The following is a 14,127-nucleotide window of genomic DNA, read 5'->3' as shown; positions in this document are numbered from 1 at the left end:
TCAGAGTCTCGCGATCAGGCGGTCCAGGGCATTGGCGAAGGCCTGCTTGTCCTTGTCACTGTAGGGGGCCGGGCCGCTGCGGCCGGCCAGTCCGGCACCGCGCAGCTCGTCCATCAGGTTGCGCACTGCCAGGCGCTCGCCGATGCTGCCCTTGTCGTAGATCTGGCCCCGGGGGTTGATGGCGGTGACGCCGCGGTCGACCAGGCCGGCAGCCAGTGGGATGTCGGCTGTGACCACCAGGTCGCCGGGTCGTGAGTGCTCGATGATGTAATGGTCGGCAGCGTCGGCGCCGACGGCTACTGTTACCTGGCGTATGCCGGGGCCCGGCGGCAGTTGCTGGGCGCTGTTGGCCACCAGTACCAGTTCGATCTGCTTGCGTCGGGCGGCCTTGACGGTAACGTCACGTACTGGCCTGGGGCAGGCGTCGGCGTCGATCCAGAGGGTCATGCGGGCTCCTCGCTCAGCTGTTGCCGAGTTCCTGTTGCAGGGCTTCCAGCTCATCCTGCGCCTGTAGCCAGTCTTCTTCCAGCTGGGCGATACGCTGGCGGTAGTCGGTCTGCTGGCTCAGCAGGGTTTTCAGGCGGTCCTTGCTGTCGGCCTCGTAGAGGCTGCTGTCGGCCAGCGCGTTTTCCACCTCCGCATTCAGTTCGCTGACGCGGTTCAATTCCTGTTCCAGCTTGTCCGCGGCCTTTTTCAAGGGTGCCAGGCGTTGGCGCTGTTCGGCGGCGGCACGGCGCTGGGCCTTGGCGTCGACCTTGGGGGCGCTGCTGGCGGGCTCGGGTGCGTTGGCGGCCGCCTGTTGCTGACGGAACTGCGCCAGCCAGCGAGTGTAGCTGTCCAGGTCTTCGTTGTAGGTCTGGACGCGGCCGTCGGCGACCAGCCACAGCTCGTCGGTGGTGTCGCGAATCAGTGCGCGATCGTGCGAGACCAGCAGCATGGCACCCTCAAATGCCTGCAGGGCAACTGTGAGCGCGTGGCGCATTTCCATGTCGAGATGGTTGGTCGGCTCATCGAGCAGCAGCAGGTTGGGCCGCTGCCAGGCAATCAGCGCCAGTGCCAGCCGGGCTTTCTCGCCACCCGAGAAGTTCAATACCGGCTCCTCGATGCGATCGCCCTTGAAGTCGAAGCCGCCGAGGAAGTTGCGCAGTACCTGGTCACGCTCCTCCGGTGCCAGGCGCGCCAGATGCAGCAGCGGGCTGGCTTTCGGGTCCAGGCTGTCGAGCTGGTGCTGGGCGAAGTAGCCAATAGCGAGATGTTCTCCCGTTTTCAGCTCGCCGCCGATCAGCGGCAGGCTGCCGGCCAGTGACTTGATCAGCGTCGACTTGCCGGCGCCGTTCGGCCCCAGCAGGCCGATGCGCGCGCCGGGAGCCAATTGCAGTTTGACCTGCTCAAGAATGGCCTTGCCGTCGTAGCCAAGGGTGCCCTGATGCAGGTCCAGCAGCGGCATTGACTGGTTGGCGGCCTCGCGAAAGCTGAAGGAAAAGGGCGAGTCGACATGCGCCGGGCCGAGCTCTTCCATGCGCTCCAGCGCTTTCAGTCGGCTCTGCGCCTGCTTGGCCTTGCTCGCCTTGGCGCGAAAGCGGGCGATGTAACTCTGCATGTGTTCGCGCTGGGCCTGTTGCTTCTCGAACGCCGATTGCTGCTGGGCCAGACGTTCGGCGCGGGTGCGCTCGAACTGGCTGAAACCGCCGCGGTACAGATGCAGGCTGCGGTTCTCGAAATGCACGATATGCTCGACGACCGCGTCGAGGAAGTCGCGGTCGTGGGAAATCAGCAGCAGGGTGCCGGGATAGCTGCGCAACCAGTCTTCCAGCCAGAGGATGGCGTCCAGATCGAGGTGGTTGGTCGGCTCGTCGAGCAGCAGCAGATCGGAGGGGCACATCAGCGCTTGCGCCAGGTTCAGGCGCATGCGCCAGCCGCCGGAGAAGTCGCCGACCCGGCGCTCGCATTGCTCGGTGCTGAAGCCCAGGCCAGCCAGCAGGGTGCGGGCCCGGGCGTCGGCGCTAAAGCCGCCGTGGCTGTCCAGCTCGGCGTACAGCGCGCCAAGCGCTTCGGCCTGCTCCTGTTGCTCGGCGGTGGCCAGGCGTTGCTGGATGTCGCGCAGCCGCTGGTCGCCGTCGAGGACATAGTCCACGGCGTTGCGCTCCAGCGCGCTGACTTCCTGCTGCATGTGGGCGATGCGCCAGTCAGCGGGGATGCTGCAGCTGCCGGCGTCCGGTTCGATCTGCCCGCGCAGCAGCGCGAACAGGCTGGATTTTCCGGCGCCATTGGTGCCCAGCAAGCCGACCTTCTGGCCGGCATGCAGGGTAAGATTGGCGTGTTCAAGCAGTCGCAGGGGACCGCGCTGCAGAGTAAGAGAGTCGATGCTGATCATGGGGCGGGAGTATATCAGCGCCGCCGGTTGGGAGAAGAGCAATGAGTAAGGGAGCGTTGGCGCGTTGGAGCGAGCAGGTGTACGCACGTGAGGGCGTCGCGCCGACGCTGCTGGCGCTGCAGGACGAGAGTGGCGAGGATGTATTGCTGCTGTTACTGGCAGCCTGGCTGCAGCAACAGGGGCGGACCTTGCCCACGGATGTCTGGCAGCAGGTGCATGGGCAGCAGGCTTGCTGGCGTGAGGAGCTGATGCTGCCGCTGCGTCAGGCCCGTCGCGCGCTTGCGCAGCAGATCGCCTTGCAGGCGCAATATCAGCGGCTCAAGGCGATAGAGATCGAGGTCGAGTTGCAGCGCTTGCAAGTGCTGGAAGACAGCCTGGGGCGGGGCGATTGCGCTGATCAGGCGGTGCAGGCAGCGTTGGGCGCTGCCTGCTCAGGGCCGGTGAACGGTCGGCGTGCGCAGCTGCTGGTGCAGCTGGGCGGGCTGCTCAGCCTTCGCTAGCTGCCGGAGCTGGCTTGCTGGTAGCAGGCTTGCGGCGGGCCGGGGCGCGGCGGCTGCGGGGCTTGGCGGCCGGTTTGGGCGCGTCGCGCTTCTCCAGTGCCTGGCCAACCTGGGCGTCGATGCGCTCGAGCCCTTTGGCCAGGCGCAGGGTCTGGCGCACGTCGGCTTCGAGTTGCTTGATGTAGCTTTCGGCGCTATCGCGCGCGGTCTTCAGCTCGTCTAGCGCCGCCTGCAGGTCAGCCAGTTTGCGGCGGGTCTTGCTGGCGGGCTTGTCCGGGTCTTCGGCGGTGCGGTTGGCGAGTTTCTCTTCGGCCTGGCGCAGCTTGAGTTCCAGTTTTTCCTGCTGACGCAGCAGCTTCTCGTGGGCCTTGCGCGCATCCTTCTCAGCCGTGCTGCAGGCTTCTGCCAGATGCTCATTGAGCGTGCGGGTCAAGGTCTGCAGCAGGTGCAGCGGAGAGGAAACCTTGTCGTTGGAGCTGGGAGTGTCGGTGGTCACGCGTGATCTTCCTGTGCCTGGCCTCTCAGACGGCGCTGAGCAGGTCCTTGTGAGCGTTGTGGAGTACTTCGATCAGACAGTCTTCAAGCTCAAATCGTTCATGCAGCATGCCGCCAAGTTGCTGCAGCTGCGTCTGCATGGCCGCTTCGTCGTCGGCGCGAGTGCTTTGCCCGTACTGATCATTGAAACCAACGGCCAGCAGGGTAATGGTTTCGATGCGCGGGTAGACCCGATGCGCCAGCTCGATGCCGCGCTGGTCGTCAAAGTCCTGCGCTTCGCGTAGTAATTGTTCGTAGATTTCGAAATGTCCGGCCGACACGTAGTCGACCAGGATGTCGCAGAAGGCAGTCAGTTCGCTGTCCGTTTGCGTGCTCGGCTCGGGACGCTCGCGCAGCTGGCGGTAATTGAGGATCAGCTGTTGGCGCTCCGCCAGCCAGCGGTCGATCAGCTGGTGGACGCCGCCCCAGCGCTCCTGGGCATTTGTGCAACTGTCCAGCATCTTCCACCTCTTCTTCCGGTGTCGGTCGGGCCGACTTGGGTGTATGTGTTCCGGGTCGCAACAGAATAGGCCAGTGGGCGTGACGGCATCAAGACTTCTGTGCAGTTGCTCAGTCGACCTTGCGCACCAGCTGCATCAGGCCGAACAGCGTAAAGCAGATAAAGGCGATCAGGGTGCCCTCGGCGATACTCAGGCCGAGGAAGGTCCAGGTCACTTCGGCACACTGAGCGGTGCCGCTGAGCACCTGACTGAGCACGTCCCACAACGGCAGGGTTTCAAGCATGTAGTCGAGCGGCAGGATGCAGGATGGCACCTGATCCGGCGGCAGGTGCTGCAGCCAGACCTGACGCGCGGCGGTGCCGGCACCGAGCAGGCTGGCCACGGTGATCAGTGCGCCATAGATGCGCGCGCCCGTGCGTTTGCCGTTGCGCGGTTCGGGATTGTGCAGCACGGCAGCCAGGCAGATAACACCAATGACCATCACTGCGATGCGTTGCAAAATGCACAATGGGCAGGGTTCCAGCCCGACGCCATGCTCCAGATAGAGTGCGGCGGTCATCAGCAGCACGCAGACAATAAGGGCTAGCAGATACAGGGGGCGAGAAGCCGGGAGGGTCATGCGTGATTCCGTCTGTTGGTGGCTGTGCGGTTGCCTACCTTAGAGCATGCGCTACAGGGCGCACAAGACGAATTATGTGGCGGGGTGTCGCAGTGACTGCCGGGCAGGCTGGCTGCCCGGCAGCAGGCCGATCAGGCGGTGCCGGCGGCTTCGCTGGCGCGGCGCTGTTCGGATTGGGCGAACAGGGCGTCGAAGTTGACCGGCGACAGCATCAGGGGAGGGAAGCTGCCACGCAGGACCAGGTTGTCGATCGCTTCGCGTGCGTAGGGGAACAGGATGTTCGGGCAGAAGGCACCCAGGGTGTGGCGCAGAGACGCGTCGTCCAGGCCGTTGATGGCGAAGATGCCGGCTTGCTGCACTTCAGCAATGAAGCAGGTTTCGTTCTCGCCGGTGGTGACTGTCGCGTTGACCGACAGCACGACTTCGTAGATGCCGGGCTGCAGTTCGCTGTTGCGCGTGTTCAGGTCCAGATTGACGTGGGGGCTCCACTGGGTCTGGAAAATGGCCGGCGCCTTGGGCGACTCAAAGGAAAGGTCTTTGACGTAAATGCGCTGTACGCTGAATTGTGGCTGGTTAGCCTGAGCGCCGTTGGCAGCTTGATTGTTCTGTTCTTCGGCCATCGTGAAAATCCTTGGTGTGATGGTAATTGATGCGTGTTGGAAAGAGCTACTTACCCTGCCAGCAGCGCATCCAGTTGTCCAGCGCGTGCGCAGGCATAGAGTTCGTCGCAGCCGCCAACGTGGGTGTCGCCAATCCAGATCTGCGGCACCGAAGTGCGCCCACCGGCAAGTCGGGTCATTTCTGCGCGGACGGCGGGCTGGCCGTCGACGCAGATTTCTTGGAAGTCGACGCCCTTGCTGGCCAGCAATTGCTTGGCGCGCATGCAGAAGGGGCAATAGTCGCTGCTGTAGATGACAACGTCAGCCATGTTATTTGACCAATGGCAGATTGTCGGAGCGCCAGCTGGCGATGCCGCCGGACAGGCGCACTACGTTGTCGTGGCCAGCGGCCTTGAGTTGCTTGGCGCAGCTGCCGGCGTGCTGGCCAGCGGCGCAGACCAGCAGCAGCGGCTTGCCCTTGTGCTTGTCCAGTTCGCCCATGCGGCTGGTCAGCGACTCATAGGGGATGTTCAGCGAGTCGACAATGTGGCCGGCACTGAAGTCTTTCTTGGGGCGCAGGTCGATGACTACCGCGTTCTCGCGGTTGATCAGGGTAGTCGCTTCGCCGGTGCTCACGGCCTTGCCGCTCTTGCAGCCTTCGGTGAACAGCAGCAGGGCCAGTACGACAAGAAAGGCGCTGGTCAGCAGGTAGTGATTGCCGATGAATTCGATCAGATGTTGAAGAAACTGCATTGACGGGCTTCCGGGCGGTAAAAAGAGGGCGAGTATACACTAAGGGAAGCACTGATTAATTCCGCATTCCCTCTGGCTTTCAGGTCGGTCCCCAACCAAGGCGCAGGTTCGAGGGCATGGCGCAGAGTACGGCGCAGCATGAGTGCCCCTCCGGGCGAGCGTTCAAGCATGCATCTGCGGCGTTGCGCTGCTTGCCAATAGAACCACTATTGGCCGCACAGCGCGCCTTGCATCTACACGCTTGAGCACTCGCAGAGGGCGCGCGGAAGTAGTCAGTGCTTCCCAAGGGCGCATTGATTAATTCCGCATTCCCTCTGGCGTTTAGGCCTGGTTGCAATCAATGCGGGGTTCAGGGCTGCCCAGGACCGAGCCGAGCATGACAGCCGGGGGGTGGGCAAGTAAACTGTCTGGCAGATTTGCGGCGGCGATGCCCGCGGTTCCCCTTGAACACTCCCAACGAGAGCTTTGTGCAATGACAGCAGCCCCTAAACCCGTAGTACTGATGATTCTGGATGGCTTCGGTCACAGCGACTCCCCCGACTCCAACGCCATCATGGCTGCCAATACGCCGGTTTGGGACAAGCTCTGGGCAACTGCACCGCACACGCTGGTTTCCGGCTCGGGTATGGACGTGGGGCTGCCGGACGGGCAGATGGGCAACTCCGAAGTCGGGCACATGAATCTGGGTGCCGGTCGGGTGGTCTATCAGGACTTTACCCGCGTCACCAAGTCGATTCAGGACGGTGAGTTTTTTGCCAACGAGGTTATCTGTGGCGCGGTCGACAAGGCGGTGGCCGCCGGTCGGGCTGTTCACATCATGGGCCTGCTGTCCGACGGTGGGGTCCACAGCCATCAGGACCACCTGGTCGCTATGGTCGAGCTGGCCGCCAAGCGCGGCGCCGAGCAGATCTACGTACACGGTTTTCTGGATGGTCGCGATACGCCACCACGCAGCGCAGCGCCGTCGCTGCAACTGATGGAAGACGCCTACGCGCGCCTGGGCAAGGGGCGTACCGCCAGCCTGATTGGTCGCTACTTTGCCATGGATCGCGACAACCGCTGGGATCGGGTTGAGGCCGCCTATAACCTGATTACCGAAGGGCAGGGCGAGTTTGCCGCCGAGAACGCCGCCGATGCCCTGGCTGCGGCTTACGAGCGTGGCGAGAGTGACGAGTTTGTCAAAGCGACCACTATCGGCTCGCCAGTCAAGGTGGAGGATGGCGACGCGGTGGTGTTCATGAACTTCCGTGCCGACCGTGCCCGCGAGCTAAGCCGCGCCTTCGTTGAGCCGGCTTTCAGTGGTTTTCCCCGTCAGCGCGAACTCAAGCTGGCCGGCTACGTCATGCTGACCCAGTACGCTGCTGACATTCCGGCGCCCTGTGCCTTCTCGGCCGGCACGCTGGTCAACGTGCTGGGCGAGTATCTGGCGGCGCAGGGCAAAACCCAGCTGCGCATTGCCGAGACGGAAAAGTACGCTCATGTCACCTTCTTCTTCTCCGGCGGCCGCGAGGAGCCCTTCGAGGGCGAAGAGCGTATTTTGATTCCTTCCCCGCAAGTCGCGACCTACGACCTGCAGCCCGAGATGAGCGCGCCCGAGGTCACCGACCGCATTGTCGAGGCCATCGAGCAGCAGCGCTACGACGCCATTATCGTCAACTATGCCAACGGCGACATGGTTGGCCACACCGGCGTGTTCGAGGCCGCTGTGGCGGCGGTGGAGTGCCTGGACAAGTGCATCGCCCGGATCGCCGCAGCGCTGGAGAAAGTCGGCGGCGAGGCGCTGATCACCGCCGACCATGGCAACGTTGAGCAGATGTCTGATCACACTACCGGTCAGGCCCACACCGCGCACACCTGCGAGCCGGTGCCCTTTGTCTACGTCGGGCCGCGCCAGGTCGAGATGCGCGAGGGTGGCATCCTCTCCGACGTGGCGCCCACTTTGCTGACCCTGATGGGGCTGCCGCAACCGGCCGAGATGACCGGGCGCAGCATCATCACGCGGGTGCAGTAAGCCGACATGCGCACGCAAGGACGCGCACGGACCCGAAGCTGGCTGCTCGCCGCGCTGCTGGCGCTGGGTGGCGCCACGGCGCTGCCGCTGTCGGCCGATCAGTCTGAGGACGCGCGCGCGGCGAGAGCCGAGTTGGAAAAGGCGCAGGCTGACATCGAGCGGCTGAAGGCGGTGCTGGATGAGCTGCGTCAGGAGGCCACCGGCCTGGAGGCCGAACTCAAGGAAAGTGAAACCGACATCGGTCGCCTGCAACGCGAAAGCGGCGAACTGGAGCAGCAGATCCGTGACGGCGAAAGCCGCTTGCAGGAGCTGAACGATCAGGCGGCGCAGCTGCAGGCCTCGCTCGACGCCCAGCAAGAGCAGATTGCCCGCCAGGTGCGCGCCGCCTACATGGCCGGGCAGCAGGGCTATATGAAACTGCTGCTCAATCAGGATGACCCGGGCCGCATGGCCCGCATGCTGCGTTACTACGAGTACGTTGGCCGTGCGCGGGTCGAGGAAATCGGTCGGTTCAACGACACCATCGCCCAGGTGCAGCAGGCGTCCGCCGCCGCGGCAGCGCAGCAGAACGAACTCCAGCAACAGCGCGAAGGTCTGGCTAATCGGGCCGAAGCGCTGCGCGTTGAGCAGCGTCGGCGCACCCAGGTGCTGGCCTCGCTGCAGGGCCAGCAGCGCTCGCAAAGCGAACAGTTACGCAGTCGCGAAGCGGAACGTGCGGAACTCAACAGGGTTATCAAGCGTCTTGAAGAGGCAGTGGTGAGTATTCCCACGCCGGCCGGCAATCAGCCCTTCGCTCAGGCGCGTGGCAAGTTGCCGCTGCCGTTGCGAGGGCGTATTCAGGCACGGTTTGGCAGTCAGCGTGGCAGTGATGCGCGACTGAAGTGGGACGGCTTGCTGATCAGTGCAGCAGCGGGGAGCCAGGTCAGCGCCATTCACGGCGGCCGGGTGGTGTTCGCCGACTGGTTGCGCGGTTCTGGCCTGCTGATGATTCTGGATCACGGTGACGGCTATCTCAGCCTGTATGGCCACAACCAGAGCTTGCTGAAGGAAGTAGGCACCTGGGTGCAGCCGGGCGAGGCGATTGCAACGGTCGGCACCAGTGGCGGACAGGCTGACCCGTCGCTGTACTTTGCCATTCGTCATCGCGGTCAGGCGCTGGACCCGGCACGCTGGTGTATGCTGTCTGGATGACAGCGCGCTGGTGGGGTGGCCGCTCGATTTCCCTGGATTGGAGAGTTACATGATTGCAGCGCGTAGTCTGTTGGTGGCCGGTCTGAGTCTGGCGTTTGTCATGCCCCTGCAGGCACAGGAGCAAGCTGCCGAGGCAGCCGCAGCCCCCCTGCCGCTAAACGAGTTGCGCACCTTTGCCGAAGTGTTCGAGCGCATTCGCGCTGCGTACGTTGAGCCTGTCGACGACGCCACCCTGCTGGACAACGCCGTGCGCGGCATGCTCGAAGGGCTGGACCCGCACTCGGCCTATCTCACGCCCGAAGACTACACCGGCCTGCAGGACACGACTGAAGGTCAGTTTGGCGGTCTGGGGATCGAAGTTGGCCAGGAGGACGGTTTTCTCAAGGTAGTCTCACCCATCGACGACACCCCAGCGGCGGAAGCCGGGATCGAGGCGGGCGACCTGATCGTCAAGATCGACGACCAGCCGGTCAAGGGTATGAGCCTGATGGACGCGGTGGACCGCATGCGCGGCGAGCCCGGCTCGGAGATCCGCCTGACGCTGGTGCGCGGCAGTGGTCGTCCCTTTGAGGTCACCCTCACCCGGGCCATCATCAAGGTCAAGAGCGTCAAGACCGAAGAGCTGGAGCCCGGTTACTCGCTGCTGCGCATTACCCAGTTCCAGAACAATACCGGTGACGAAGTACGCACCAGCCTCAACCGTCTCAATGCCAACGGTGATCTGAAGGGGCTGGTACTGGACCTGCGCAACAACCCGGGTGGGGTGCTGCAGTCAGCGGTTGAGGTCGTCGACAGCTTTGTCGATCAGGGGCTGATCGTTTACACCAAGGGGCGCTTGAGCAACGCCGAGCTGCGTTACAGCGCCACCAGCAGCAACCCCTCCGGCAATGTGCCGCTGGTGGTGTTGATCAACGGTGGCTCTGCCTCGGCTTCGGAGATTGTCGCCGGTGCCCTGCAGGATCATGGCCGCGGCGTGATCATGGGAACTGACAGTTTTGGCAAGGGCTCGGTGCAGACCGTGTTGCCGCTGAACAATGATCGTGCGCTTAAGCTGACCACTGCGCTGTACTACACGCCCAAGGGGCGCTCGATTCAGGCTCAGGGCATCGTCCCCGATATCCGTGTCGAGCGCGCTCATGTCACCCTGGATGATGTCGATGATAGCGGCGGCTACCGCGAAGCAGACTTGGCCGGCCACCTGAACAACGCCAGTGGTCAGGAGCGCCCGACCGGCAGCATGCCGCAGCGTGAGCGCGATGCCCGCGACGCCGATTACCAGCTCAACCAGGCGCTGAATCTGCTCAAGGGCCTTAACATCGTCCGCAACGTAGAGTGAGGCTCGGTGTCTGTGCCGGGCTGCTCCGCGGCCTGGCAGGCTTGCTGCTGGCGGCGCTGGCAGCTTGCTCGGACGATAGCGCCGAGCAGCCCCCTGCGCCGACCGCTGCTGATAAGCCGGTGCAGCAGGTTGCGCCTTTGCCGCTGCCACCCGAGCCGCTGGTCATCCCGCCGGAGAATATTCCGCCAGGTGTTCCTGACGCGCCTGCCGAGGCGCCGCCTGAGCTGCCGGGTACGGTGCCGGCCGACGCCGTCGAGCCGCCCGTTGCACAGCCGCTGCCCGCCGCCCCGGCACTACCTCGCCTGGCGATTGTCATTGATGACGTTGGTCAGAGTCTGACCACTGGGCGGCGTGTGCTGGCACTGCCGGGGCCGGTTGCGCTGGCGATATTGCCGCTGCTGCCTCACTCCCAGACGCTGGCCAGCGAAGCCGCTGCTGCCGGCAAGCCGGTGATGCTGCATCTGCCGATGGAAAATATGGCCGGCCTGTCGATTGGCCCGGGCGGGCTCACCACGACGATGCCCGAAGCCGAGTTTCGCTCTCGCCTGCGGCAGGCGCTGAACGCCTTCAGCCCGATCCAGGGCGTCAACAATCATATGGGCAGTCGCCTGACTGCCGATCGCCAGCGCATGGACTGGTTGATGCAGGTGTTGGCCGAGCGGCAGCTATTTTTTGTCGACAGCCGCACCACCGCGCAAACCCAGGCCGCCTTCGCTGCTGAGGCCGCGCAGGTGCCCCACGTCTCCCGCGACATCTTTCTGGATAACGTACGCAGCGAAGCCGAGATCGATCACGAGTTTCGCCTGGTACTGGCGCGGGCGCGCAAGCAGGGCTCGGCCGTGCTGATCGGTCATCCCTATCCGGAAACCCTGGCTTATTTGGAGCGCCGCTTGCCGCAGCTGGAGGCGGAAGGGGTGCAGTTGGTGAGTGTGCAGGTGTTGTTGGAGCGGTAGTTGGTGGGCGTCGAGGCGTGAGCGGGCTAGGGCTTGATCGTGCGCTATGTTCCTAGTGTGCACGGACTCCAGTCCCGTTTACGCGGGCGAGTAGCGCAGGGCTGACGGGAAAAAGAGCCATAGGATGTCTGAGGAGCGAAGCGACGAGTTTTTGGGTGGCCGGCGAGGTCTCCCCGTCAGCCCGAGCAACGCAGCGAACCCGAAGGGCCGCGTAGCCGGGTGCCCCGGGGGATCGCTAAGGGGGGCTGGGCAAGCAGCCCCCCTTGGCTCGCCGTAAAAGGCGAAAAGCGAGCTAAAAGCGGCGTAGAGAGCCAGCCAGCGGTGCGGTGATGGAGCTTGCGCGGCCACGGCGTGCCGTGGCCCTACAGCGAGGTGGCGTCGGAGGAAATAGGCGTGTAGCGTCCGTGTGGTCGGTTTCCCAGGCAGAGCGTGGAAGCCGTCAGTGATATCAGAGACGCATCTCGATGCCGCGCTCGGCCATATAGGCCTTGGCGTCGGCAATGCTGTATTCACCGAAGTGGAAGATGCTGGCAGCCAGTACCGCGTCTGCCCGGCCTTGCAGTACGCCGTCGGCCAGGTGTTGCAGATTGCCGACGCCGCCCGAGGCGATCACCGGGATGTGCAGGGCATCGCTGATGGCGCGGGTGACGCCCAGATCGTAGCCGCTTTTGACACCGTCCTGATCCATGCTGGTCAGCAGAATCTCGCCAGCGCCCAGCTGTTCCATCTTCTTCGACCACTCGACCGCGTCCAGACCGGTCGGCTTGCGCCCGCCGTGGGTGAAGATCTCCCAGCGGCCGGGCTCATTCGGGCCGGAGACGCGCTTGGCGTCGATCGCCACAACGATGCACTGTGAGCCGAAGCGGTCAGCCGCTTCGCCGACGAATTCCGGGTTGAACACCGCGGCGGTGTTGATCGACACCTTGTCGGCGCCGGCGTTGAGCAGGTTGCGAATGTCCTGCACGGTGCGCACGCCGCCACCGACGGTCAGCGGGATGAACACCTGGCTGGCCATGCGTTCGACCGTGTGCAGCGTGGTGTCGCGTTCCTGATGGCTGGCGGTGATATCGAGGAAGGTAATCTCGTCCGCGCCCTGCTCGTTGTAACGACGAGCGATTTCCACCGGATCACCGGCGTCGCGAATGTTCTCGAACTTGACGCCCTTGACCACGCGACCGTTATCGACGTCGAGGCAGGGGATGATGCGTTTGGCCAGGGGCATGGGCTTTCTCCGAAAGCAGCTGCAAGCGACAAGCTTCAAGCTGCAAGCAAAATCAGTAAACCGGCGCGGACAGCTTGCCGCTTAAGGCTTGCGGCTTGCGGCTGCGTTGTCACACAGCGCCTGCGCTTCCGCTACGTCCAGCGTGCCTTCATAGATTGCACGGCCGGTGATGGCGCCGATGATGCCGGGGGCGCGGGCGTCCAGCAGGGTCTGAATGTCGCCGATGTGGTGGATGCCGCCGGAGGCGATCACTGGAATCGAAGTGGCGTTGGCCAGCGCGGCGGTGGCTTCGACGTTGCAGCCCTGCATCATGCCGTCTTTGGCAATGTCGGTGTAGACGATGGCGCTGACGCCGTCGGCTTCAAAGCGCTTGGCCAGATCAACCACCTGAATGCTGCTGACTTCGGCCCAGCCGTCGGTGGCAACGAAGCCGTCTTTGGCGTCCAGACCAACGATCACCTTGCCCGGGAAGGCGCGGCAGGCTTCGCCGACAAACTCCGGCTCTTTGACCGCCTTGGTGCCGATGATGACGTAGCTGACGCCCGCCTTCACGTATTCCTCGATAGTTTCCAGCGAGCGAATACCGCCGCCGATCTGGATCGGCAGGTTCGGGTAGCGGCGCGCAATCGCGGTGACCGCATCACCGTTGACCGGCTTGCCTTCAAAGGCGCCATTGAGGTCAACCAGATGCAGGCGACGGCAGCCGGCCTCAACCCATTTGGCCGCCATGGCGACCGGGTCGTCGGAGAATACGGTGGCGTCTTCCATCAGGCCCTGACGCAGGCGCACGCAGGCGCCGTCTTTCAGGTCGATAGCGGGAATGATCAGCATGTCTTTTTCCTTTGGAAAAAGAGCTTCAAGCTTCAAGCTTCAAGCTTCAAGCGGTCTGGCTTGTGGCTTGCAGCTTGTGGCTTGTCGCTCGATGTTTACCAGCGCCCATCCCAGGCGAGAAAGTTGCTCAACAGCTGCAGGCCGTTGGTGTGGCTTTTCTCGGGGTGGAATTGGGTGGCGAATACGTTGTCCTGCGCCAGTGCGGCGGCGAAGTCGACGCCATAGTGGCAGCGGCCGGCCAGCTGGCCGCTCTTGTCCGGCGCAGCGTAGTAGCTGTGTACGAAGTAGAAGCGGGCATCCTGCTCGATGCGGTGCCAGAGCGGGTGGTCGATGGCCTGTTTGACCTGATTCCAGCCCATGTGCGGCACCTTCAGGCGGGTGCCGTCGGCTTCTTCCAGCTCATTGCCAAAGAAACGCACCTTGCCCGGGAACAGGCCAAGGCAGTCAACGCCGCCATTCTCTTCACTGTGCTCCAGCAGCATTTGCATGCCGACACAGATGCCCAGCAGCGGCTTTTCCCTGGCGGCCTGACGGACGACGCCATCCAGGTCAAGCTGGCGCAGCTCGCTGACGCAGTCGCGAATGGCGCCGACGCCCGGCAGCAGCACGCGGTCCGCGGCGAGGATGATCTGCGGATCACTGGTCACGTCGACCTGGCGGGCGCCGGCGTGCTCCAGGGCCTTGGCAACCGAGTGCAGGTTGCCCATGCCATAGTCGATGACGGCTACATGGCTGCTCATGGC

The 14,127-nt window shown here is 63.9% G+C and carries 16 protein-coding genes; 5 read left to right on the top strand and 11 right to left on the bottom strand.

From position 1 onward, the window contains the following. Both CNQ84_RS08655 and CNQ84_RS08650 read right to left on the bottom strand, forming a co-directional pair. Positions 1 to 447, bottom strand: a complete 447-nt coding sequence (locus CNQ84_RS08655; protein WP_096004487.1) for a YaiI/YqxD family protein — start codon at positions 445 to 447, stop codon at positions 1 to 3. 13 nt (positions 448 to 460) lie between these two features. Further along, positions 461 to 2,374, bottom strand: coding sequence for an ATP-binding cassette domain-containing protein (locus tag CNQ84_RS08650; protein WP_096004486.1), 1,914 nt, complete (start codon positions 2,372 to 2,374; stop codon positions 461 to 463). A 41-nt stretch (positions 2,375 to 2,415) separates the two neighbouring features. Between CNQ84_RS08650 and CNQ84_RS08645 the strand changes: the two genes are divergently transcribed. Continuing rightward, the gene (locus CNQ84_RS08645; RefSeq protein WP_096004485.1) at positions 2,416 to 2,874 is read left to right on the top strand and encodes a TIGR02444 family protein; all 459 of its coding nucleotides are present in this window, start codon (positions 2,416 to 2,418) and stop codon (positions 2,872 to 2,874) included. On the opposite strand, the gene CNQ84_RS08640 is transcribed toward CNQ84_RS08645, so the two are convergent. The 6 genes from CNQ84_RS08640 to CNQ84_RS08615 form a co-directional block, all read right to left on the bottom strand. Then, positions 2,861 to 3,370 carry a hypothetical protein gene (locus CNQ84_RS08640; protein ID WP_096004484.1) on the bottom strand — a complete coding sequence of 170 codons (510 nt, stop codon included), beginning with the start codon at positions 3,368 to 3,370 and terminating at the stop codon, positions 2,861 to 2,863. The genes CNQ84_RS08645 and CNQ84_RS08640 overlap by 14 nt on opposite strands. A 25-nt stretch (positions 3,371 to 3,395) precedes the next feature. Beyond that, positions 3,396 to 3,869, bottom strand: coding sequence for a sigma D regulator (rsd, locus tag CNQ84_RS08635; RefSeq protein WP_096004483.1), 474 nt, complete (start codon positions 3,867 to 3,869; stop codon positions 3,396 to 3,398). 109 nt (positions 3,870 to 3,978) lie between these two features. After that, on the bottom strand, positions 3,979 to 4,488 hold the full coding sequence (locus CNQ84_RS08630; protein ID WP_096004482.1) for a disulfide bond formation protein B: 510 nt from the start codon (positions 4,486 to 4,488) through the stop codon (positions 3,979 to 3,981). Positions 4,489 to 4,619: 131 nt separating this feature from the next. Beyond that, positions 4,620 to 5,108: a protein-export chaperone SecB gene (secB, locus tag CNQ84_RS08625; protein WP_096004481.1), complete on the bottom strand. Its 489-nt coding sequence runs from the start codon at positions 5,106 to 5,108 to the stop codon at positions 4,620 to 4,622. 50 nt (positions 5,109 to 5,158) lie between these two features. Then, positions 5,159 to 5,416, bottom strand: a complete 258-nt coding sequence (gene grxC, locus CNQ84_RS08620; RefSeq protein ID WP_096004480.1) for a glutaredoxin 3 — start codon at positions 5,414 to 5,416, stop codon at positions 5,159 to 5,161. 1 nt (position 5,417) lies between these two features. Continuing rightward, positions 5,418 to 5,840 carry a rhodanese-like domain-containing protein gene (locus CNQ84_RS08615; protein ID WP_096004479.1) on the bottom strand — a complete coding sequence of 141 codons (423 nt, stop codon included), beginning with the start codon at positions 5,838 to 5,840 and terminating at the stop codon, positions 5,418 to 5,420. Between the two features lie 472 nt (positions 5,841 to 6,312). On the opposite strand from CNQ84_RS08615, the gene gpmI reads away from it, so the two are divergent. Genes gpmI through CNQ84_RS08595 form a run of 4 tightly spaced genes read left to right on the top strand, consistent with a single transcriptional unit; the run spans position 6,313 to position 11,331 of the window. After that, positions 6,313 to 7,851, top strand: a complete 1,539-nt coding sequence (gpmI, locus tag CNQ84_RS08610; protein WP_096004478.1) for a 2,3-bisphosphoglycerate-independent phosphoglycerate mutase — start codon at positions 6,313 to 6,315, stop codon at positions 7,849 to 7,851. A 6-nt stretch (positions 7,852 to 7,857) separates the two neighbouring features. Next, entirely contained in the window at positions 7,858 to 9,042 is a 1,185-nt protein-coding gene (locus CNQ84_RS08605; protein ID WP_245841300.1) for a murein hydrolase activator EnvC family protein, read from the top strand. Positions 9,043 to 9,091: 49 nt separating this feature from the next. Beyond that, a complete protein-coding gene (locus tag CNQ84_RS08600) occupies positions 9,092 to 10,378 on the top strand; it encodes a S41 family peptidase (RefSeq protein ID WP_096004477.1) in 1,287 nt (428 codons plus the stop codon). Beyond that, entirely contained in the window at positions 10,375 to 11,331 is a 957-nt protein-coding gene (locus CNQ84_RS08595) for a divergent polysaccharide deacetylase family protein (RefSeq protein WP_245841298.1), read from the top strand. Before CNQ84_RS08600 ends, CNQ84_RS08595 begins: the two co-directional genes overlap by 4 nt. Positions 11,332 to 11,779: 448 nt before the next feature. On the opposite strand, the gene hisF is transcribed toward CNQ84_RS08595, so the two are convergent. The 3 genes from hisF to hisH form a co-directional block, all read right to left on the bottom strand. After that, a complete protein-coding gene (hisF, locus tag CNQ84_RS08590; RefSeq protein WP_096004476.1) occupies positions 11,780 to 12,553 on the bottom strand; it encodes an imidazole glycerol phosphate synthase subunit HisF in 774 nt (257 codons plus the stop codon). Positions 12,554 to 12,634: 81 nt separating this feature from the next. Further along, a complete protein-coding gene (hisA, locus tag CNQ84_RS08585; RefSeq protein ID WP_096004475.1) occupies positions 12,635 to 13,384 on the bottom strand; it encodes a 1-(5-phosphoribosyl)-5-[(5-phosphoribosylamino)methylideneamino]imidazole-4-carboxamide isomerase in 750 nt (249 codons plus the stop codon). A gap of 95 nt (positions 13,385 to 13,479) precedes the next feature. Beyond that, a complete protein-coding gene (hisH, locus tag CNQ84_RS08580) occupies positions 13,480 to 14,124 on the bottom strand; it encodes an imidazole glycerol phosphate synthase subunit HisH (RefSeq protein WP_096004474.1) in 645 nt (214 codons plus the stop codon). Positions 14,125 to 14,127: the final 3 nt, after the last annotated feature.

Origin of the sequence: Pseudomonas abyssi, assembly GCF_002307495.1 — a bacterium.
In the GTDB taxonomy this organism is placed as follows: Bacteria; Pseudomonadota; Gammaproteobacteria; order Pseudomonadales; family Pseudomonadaceae; genus Halopseudomonas; species Halopseudomonas abyssi.
The sequence above is the reverse complement of the archived record's forward strand: the minus strand, read 5'-3'. Positions and strand labels throughout refer to the sequence as shown.

Bases quoted from the DNA above. Each gene is read 5' to 3' on its own strand.
- CNQ84_RS08655 (WP_096004487.1), bottom strand. From the start codon at position 447: ATGACCCTCTGGATCGACGCCGACGCCTGCCCCAGGCCAGTACGTGAC.
- CNQ84_RS08650 (WP_096004486.1), bottom strand. From the start codon at position 2,374: ATGATCAGCATCGACTCTCTTACTCTGCAGCGCGGTCCCCTGCGACTG.
- CNQ84_RS08645 (WP_096004485.1), top strand. From the start codon at position 2,416: ATGAGTAAGGGAGCGTTGGCGCGTTGGAGCGAGCAGGTGTACGCACGT.
- rsd (WP_096004483.1), bottom strand. From the start codon at position 3,869: ATGCTGGACAGTTGCACAAATGCCCAGGAGCGCTGGGGCGGCGTCCAC.
- CNQ84_RS08630 (WP_096004482.1), bottom strand. From the start codon at position 4,488: ATGACCCTCCCGGCTTCTCGCCCCCTGTATCTGCTAGCCCTTATTGTC.
- secB (WP_096004481.1), bottom strand. From the start codon at position 5,108: ATGGCCGAAGAACAGAACAATCAAGCTGCCAACGGCGCTCAGGCTAAC.
- grxC (WP_096004480.1), bottom strand. From the start codon at position 5,416: ATGGCTGACGTTGTCATCTACAGCAGCGACTATTGCCCCTTCTGCATG.
- CNQ84_RS08615 (WP_096004479.1), bottom strand. From the start codon at position 5,840: ATGCAGTTTCTTCAACATCTGATCGAATTCATCGGCAATCACTACCTG.
- gpmI (WP_096004478.1), top strand. From the start codon at position 6,313: ATGACAGCAGCCCCTAAACCCGTAGTACTGATGATTCTGGATGGCTTC.
- CNQ84_RS08605 (WP_245841300.1), top strand. From the start codon at position 7,858: ATGCGCACGCAAGGACGCGCACGGACCCGAAGCTGGCTGCTCGCCGCG.
- CNQ84_RS08600 (WP_096004477.1), top strand. From the start codon at position 9,092: ATGATTGCAGCGCGTAGTCTGTTGGTGGCCGGTCTGAGTCTGGCGTTT.
- hisF (WP_096004476.1), bottom strand. From the start codon at position 12,553: ATGCCCCTGGCCAAACGCATCATCCCCTGCCTCGACGTCGATAACGGT.
- hisA (WP_096004475.1), bottom strand. From the start codon at position 13,384: ATGCTGATCATTCCCGCTATCGACCTGAAAGACGGCGCCTGCGTGCGC.
- hisH (WP_096004474.1), bottom strand. From the start codon at position 14,124: ATGAGCAGCCATGTAGCCGTCATCGACTATGGCATGGGCAACCTGCAC.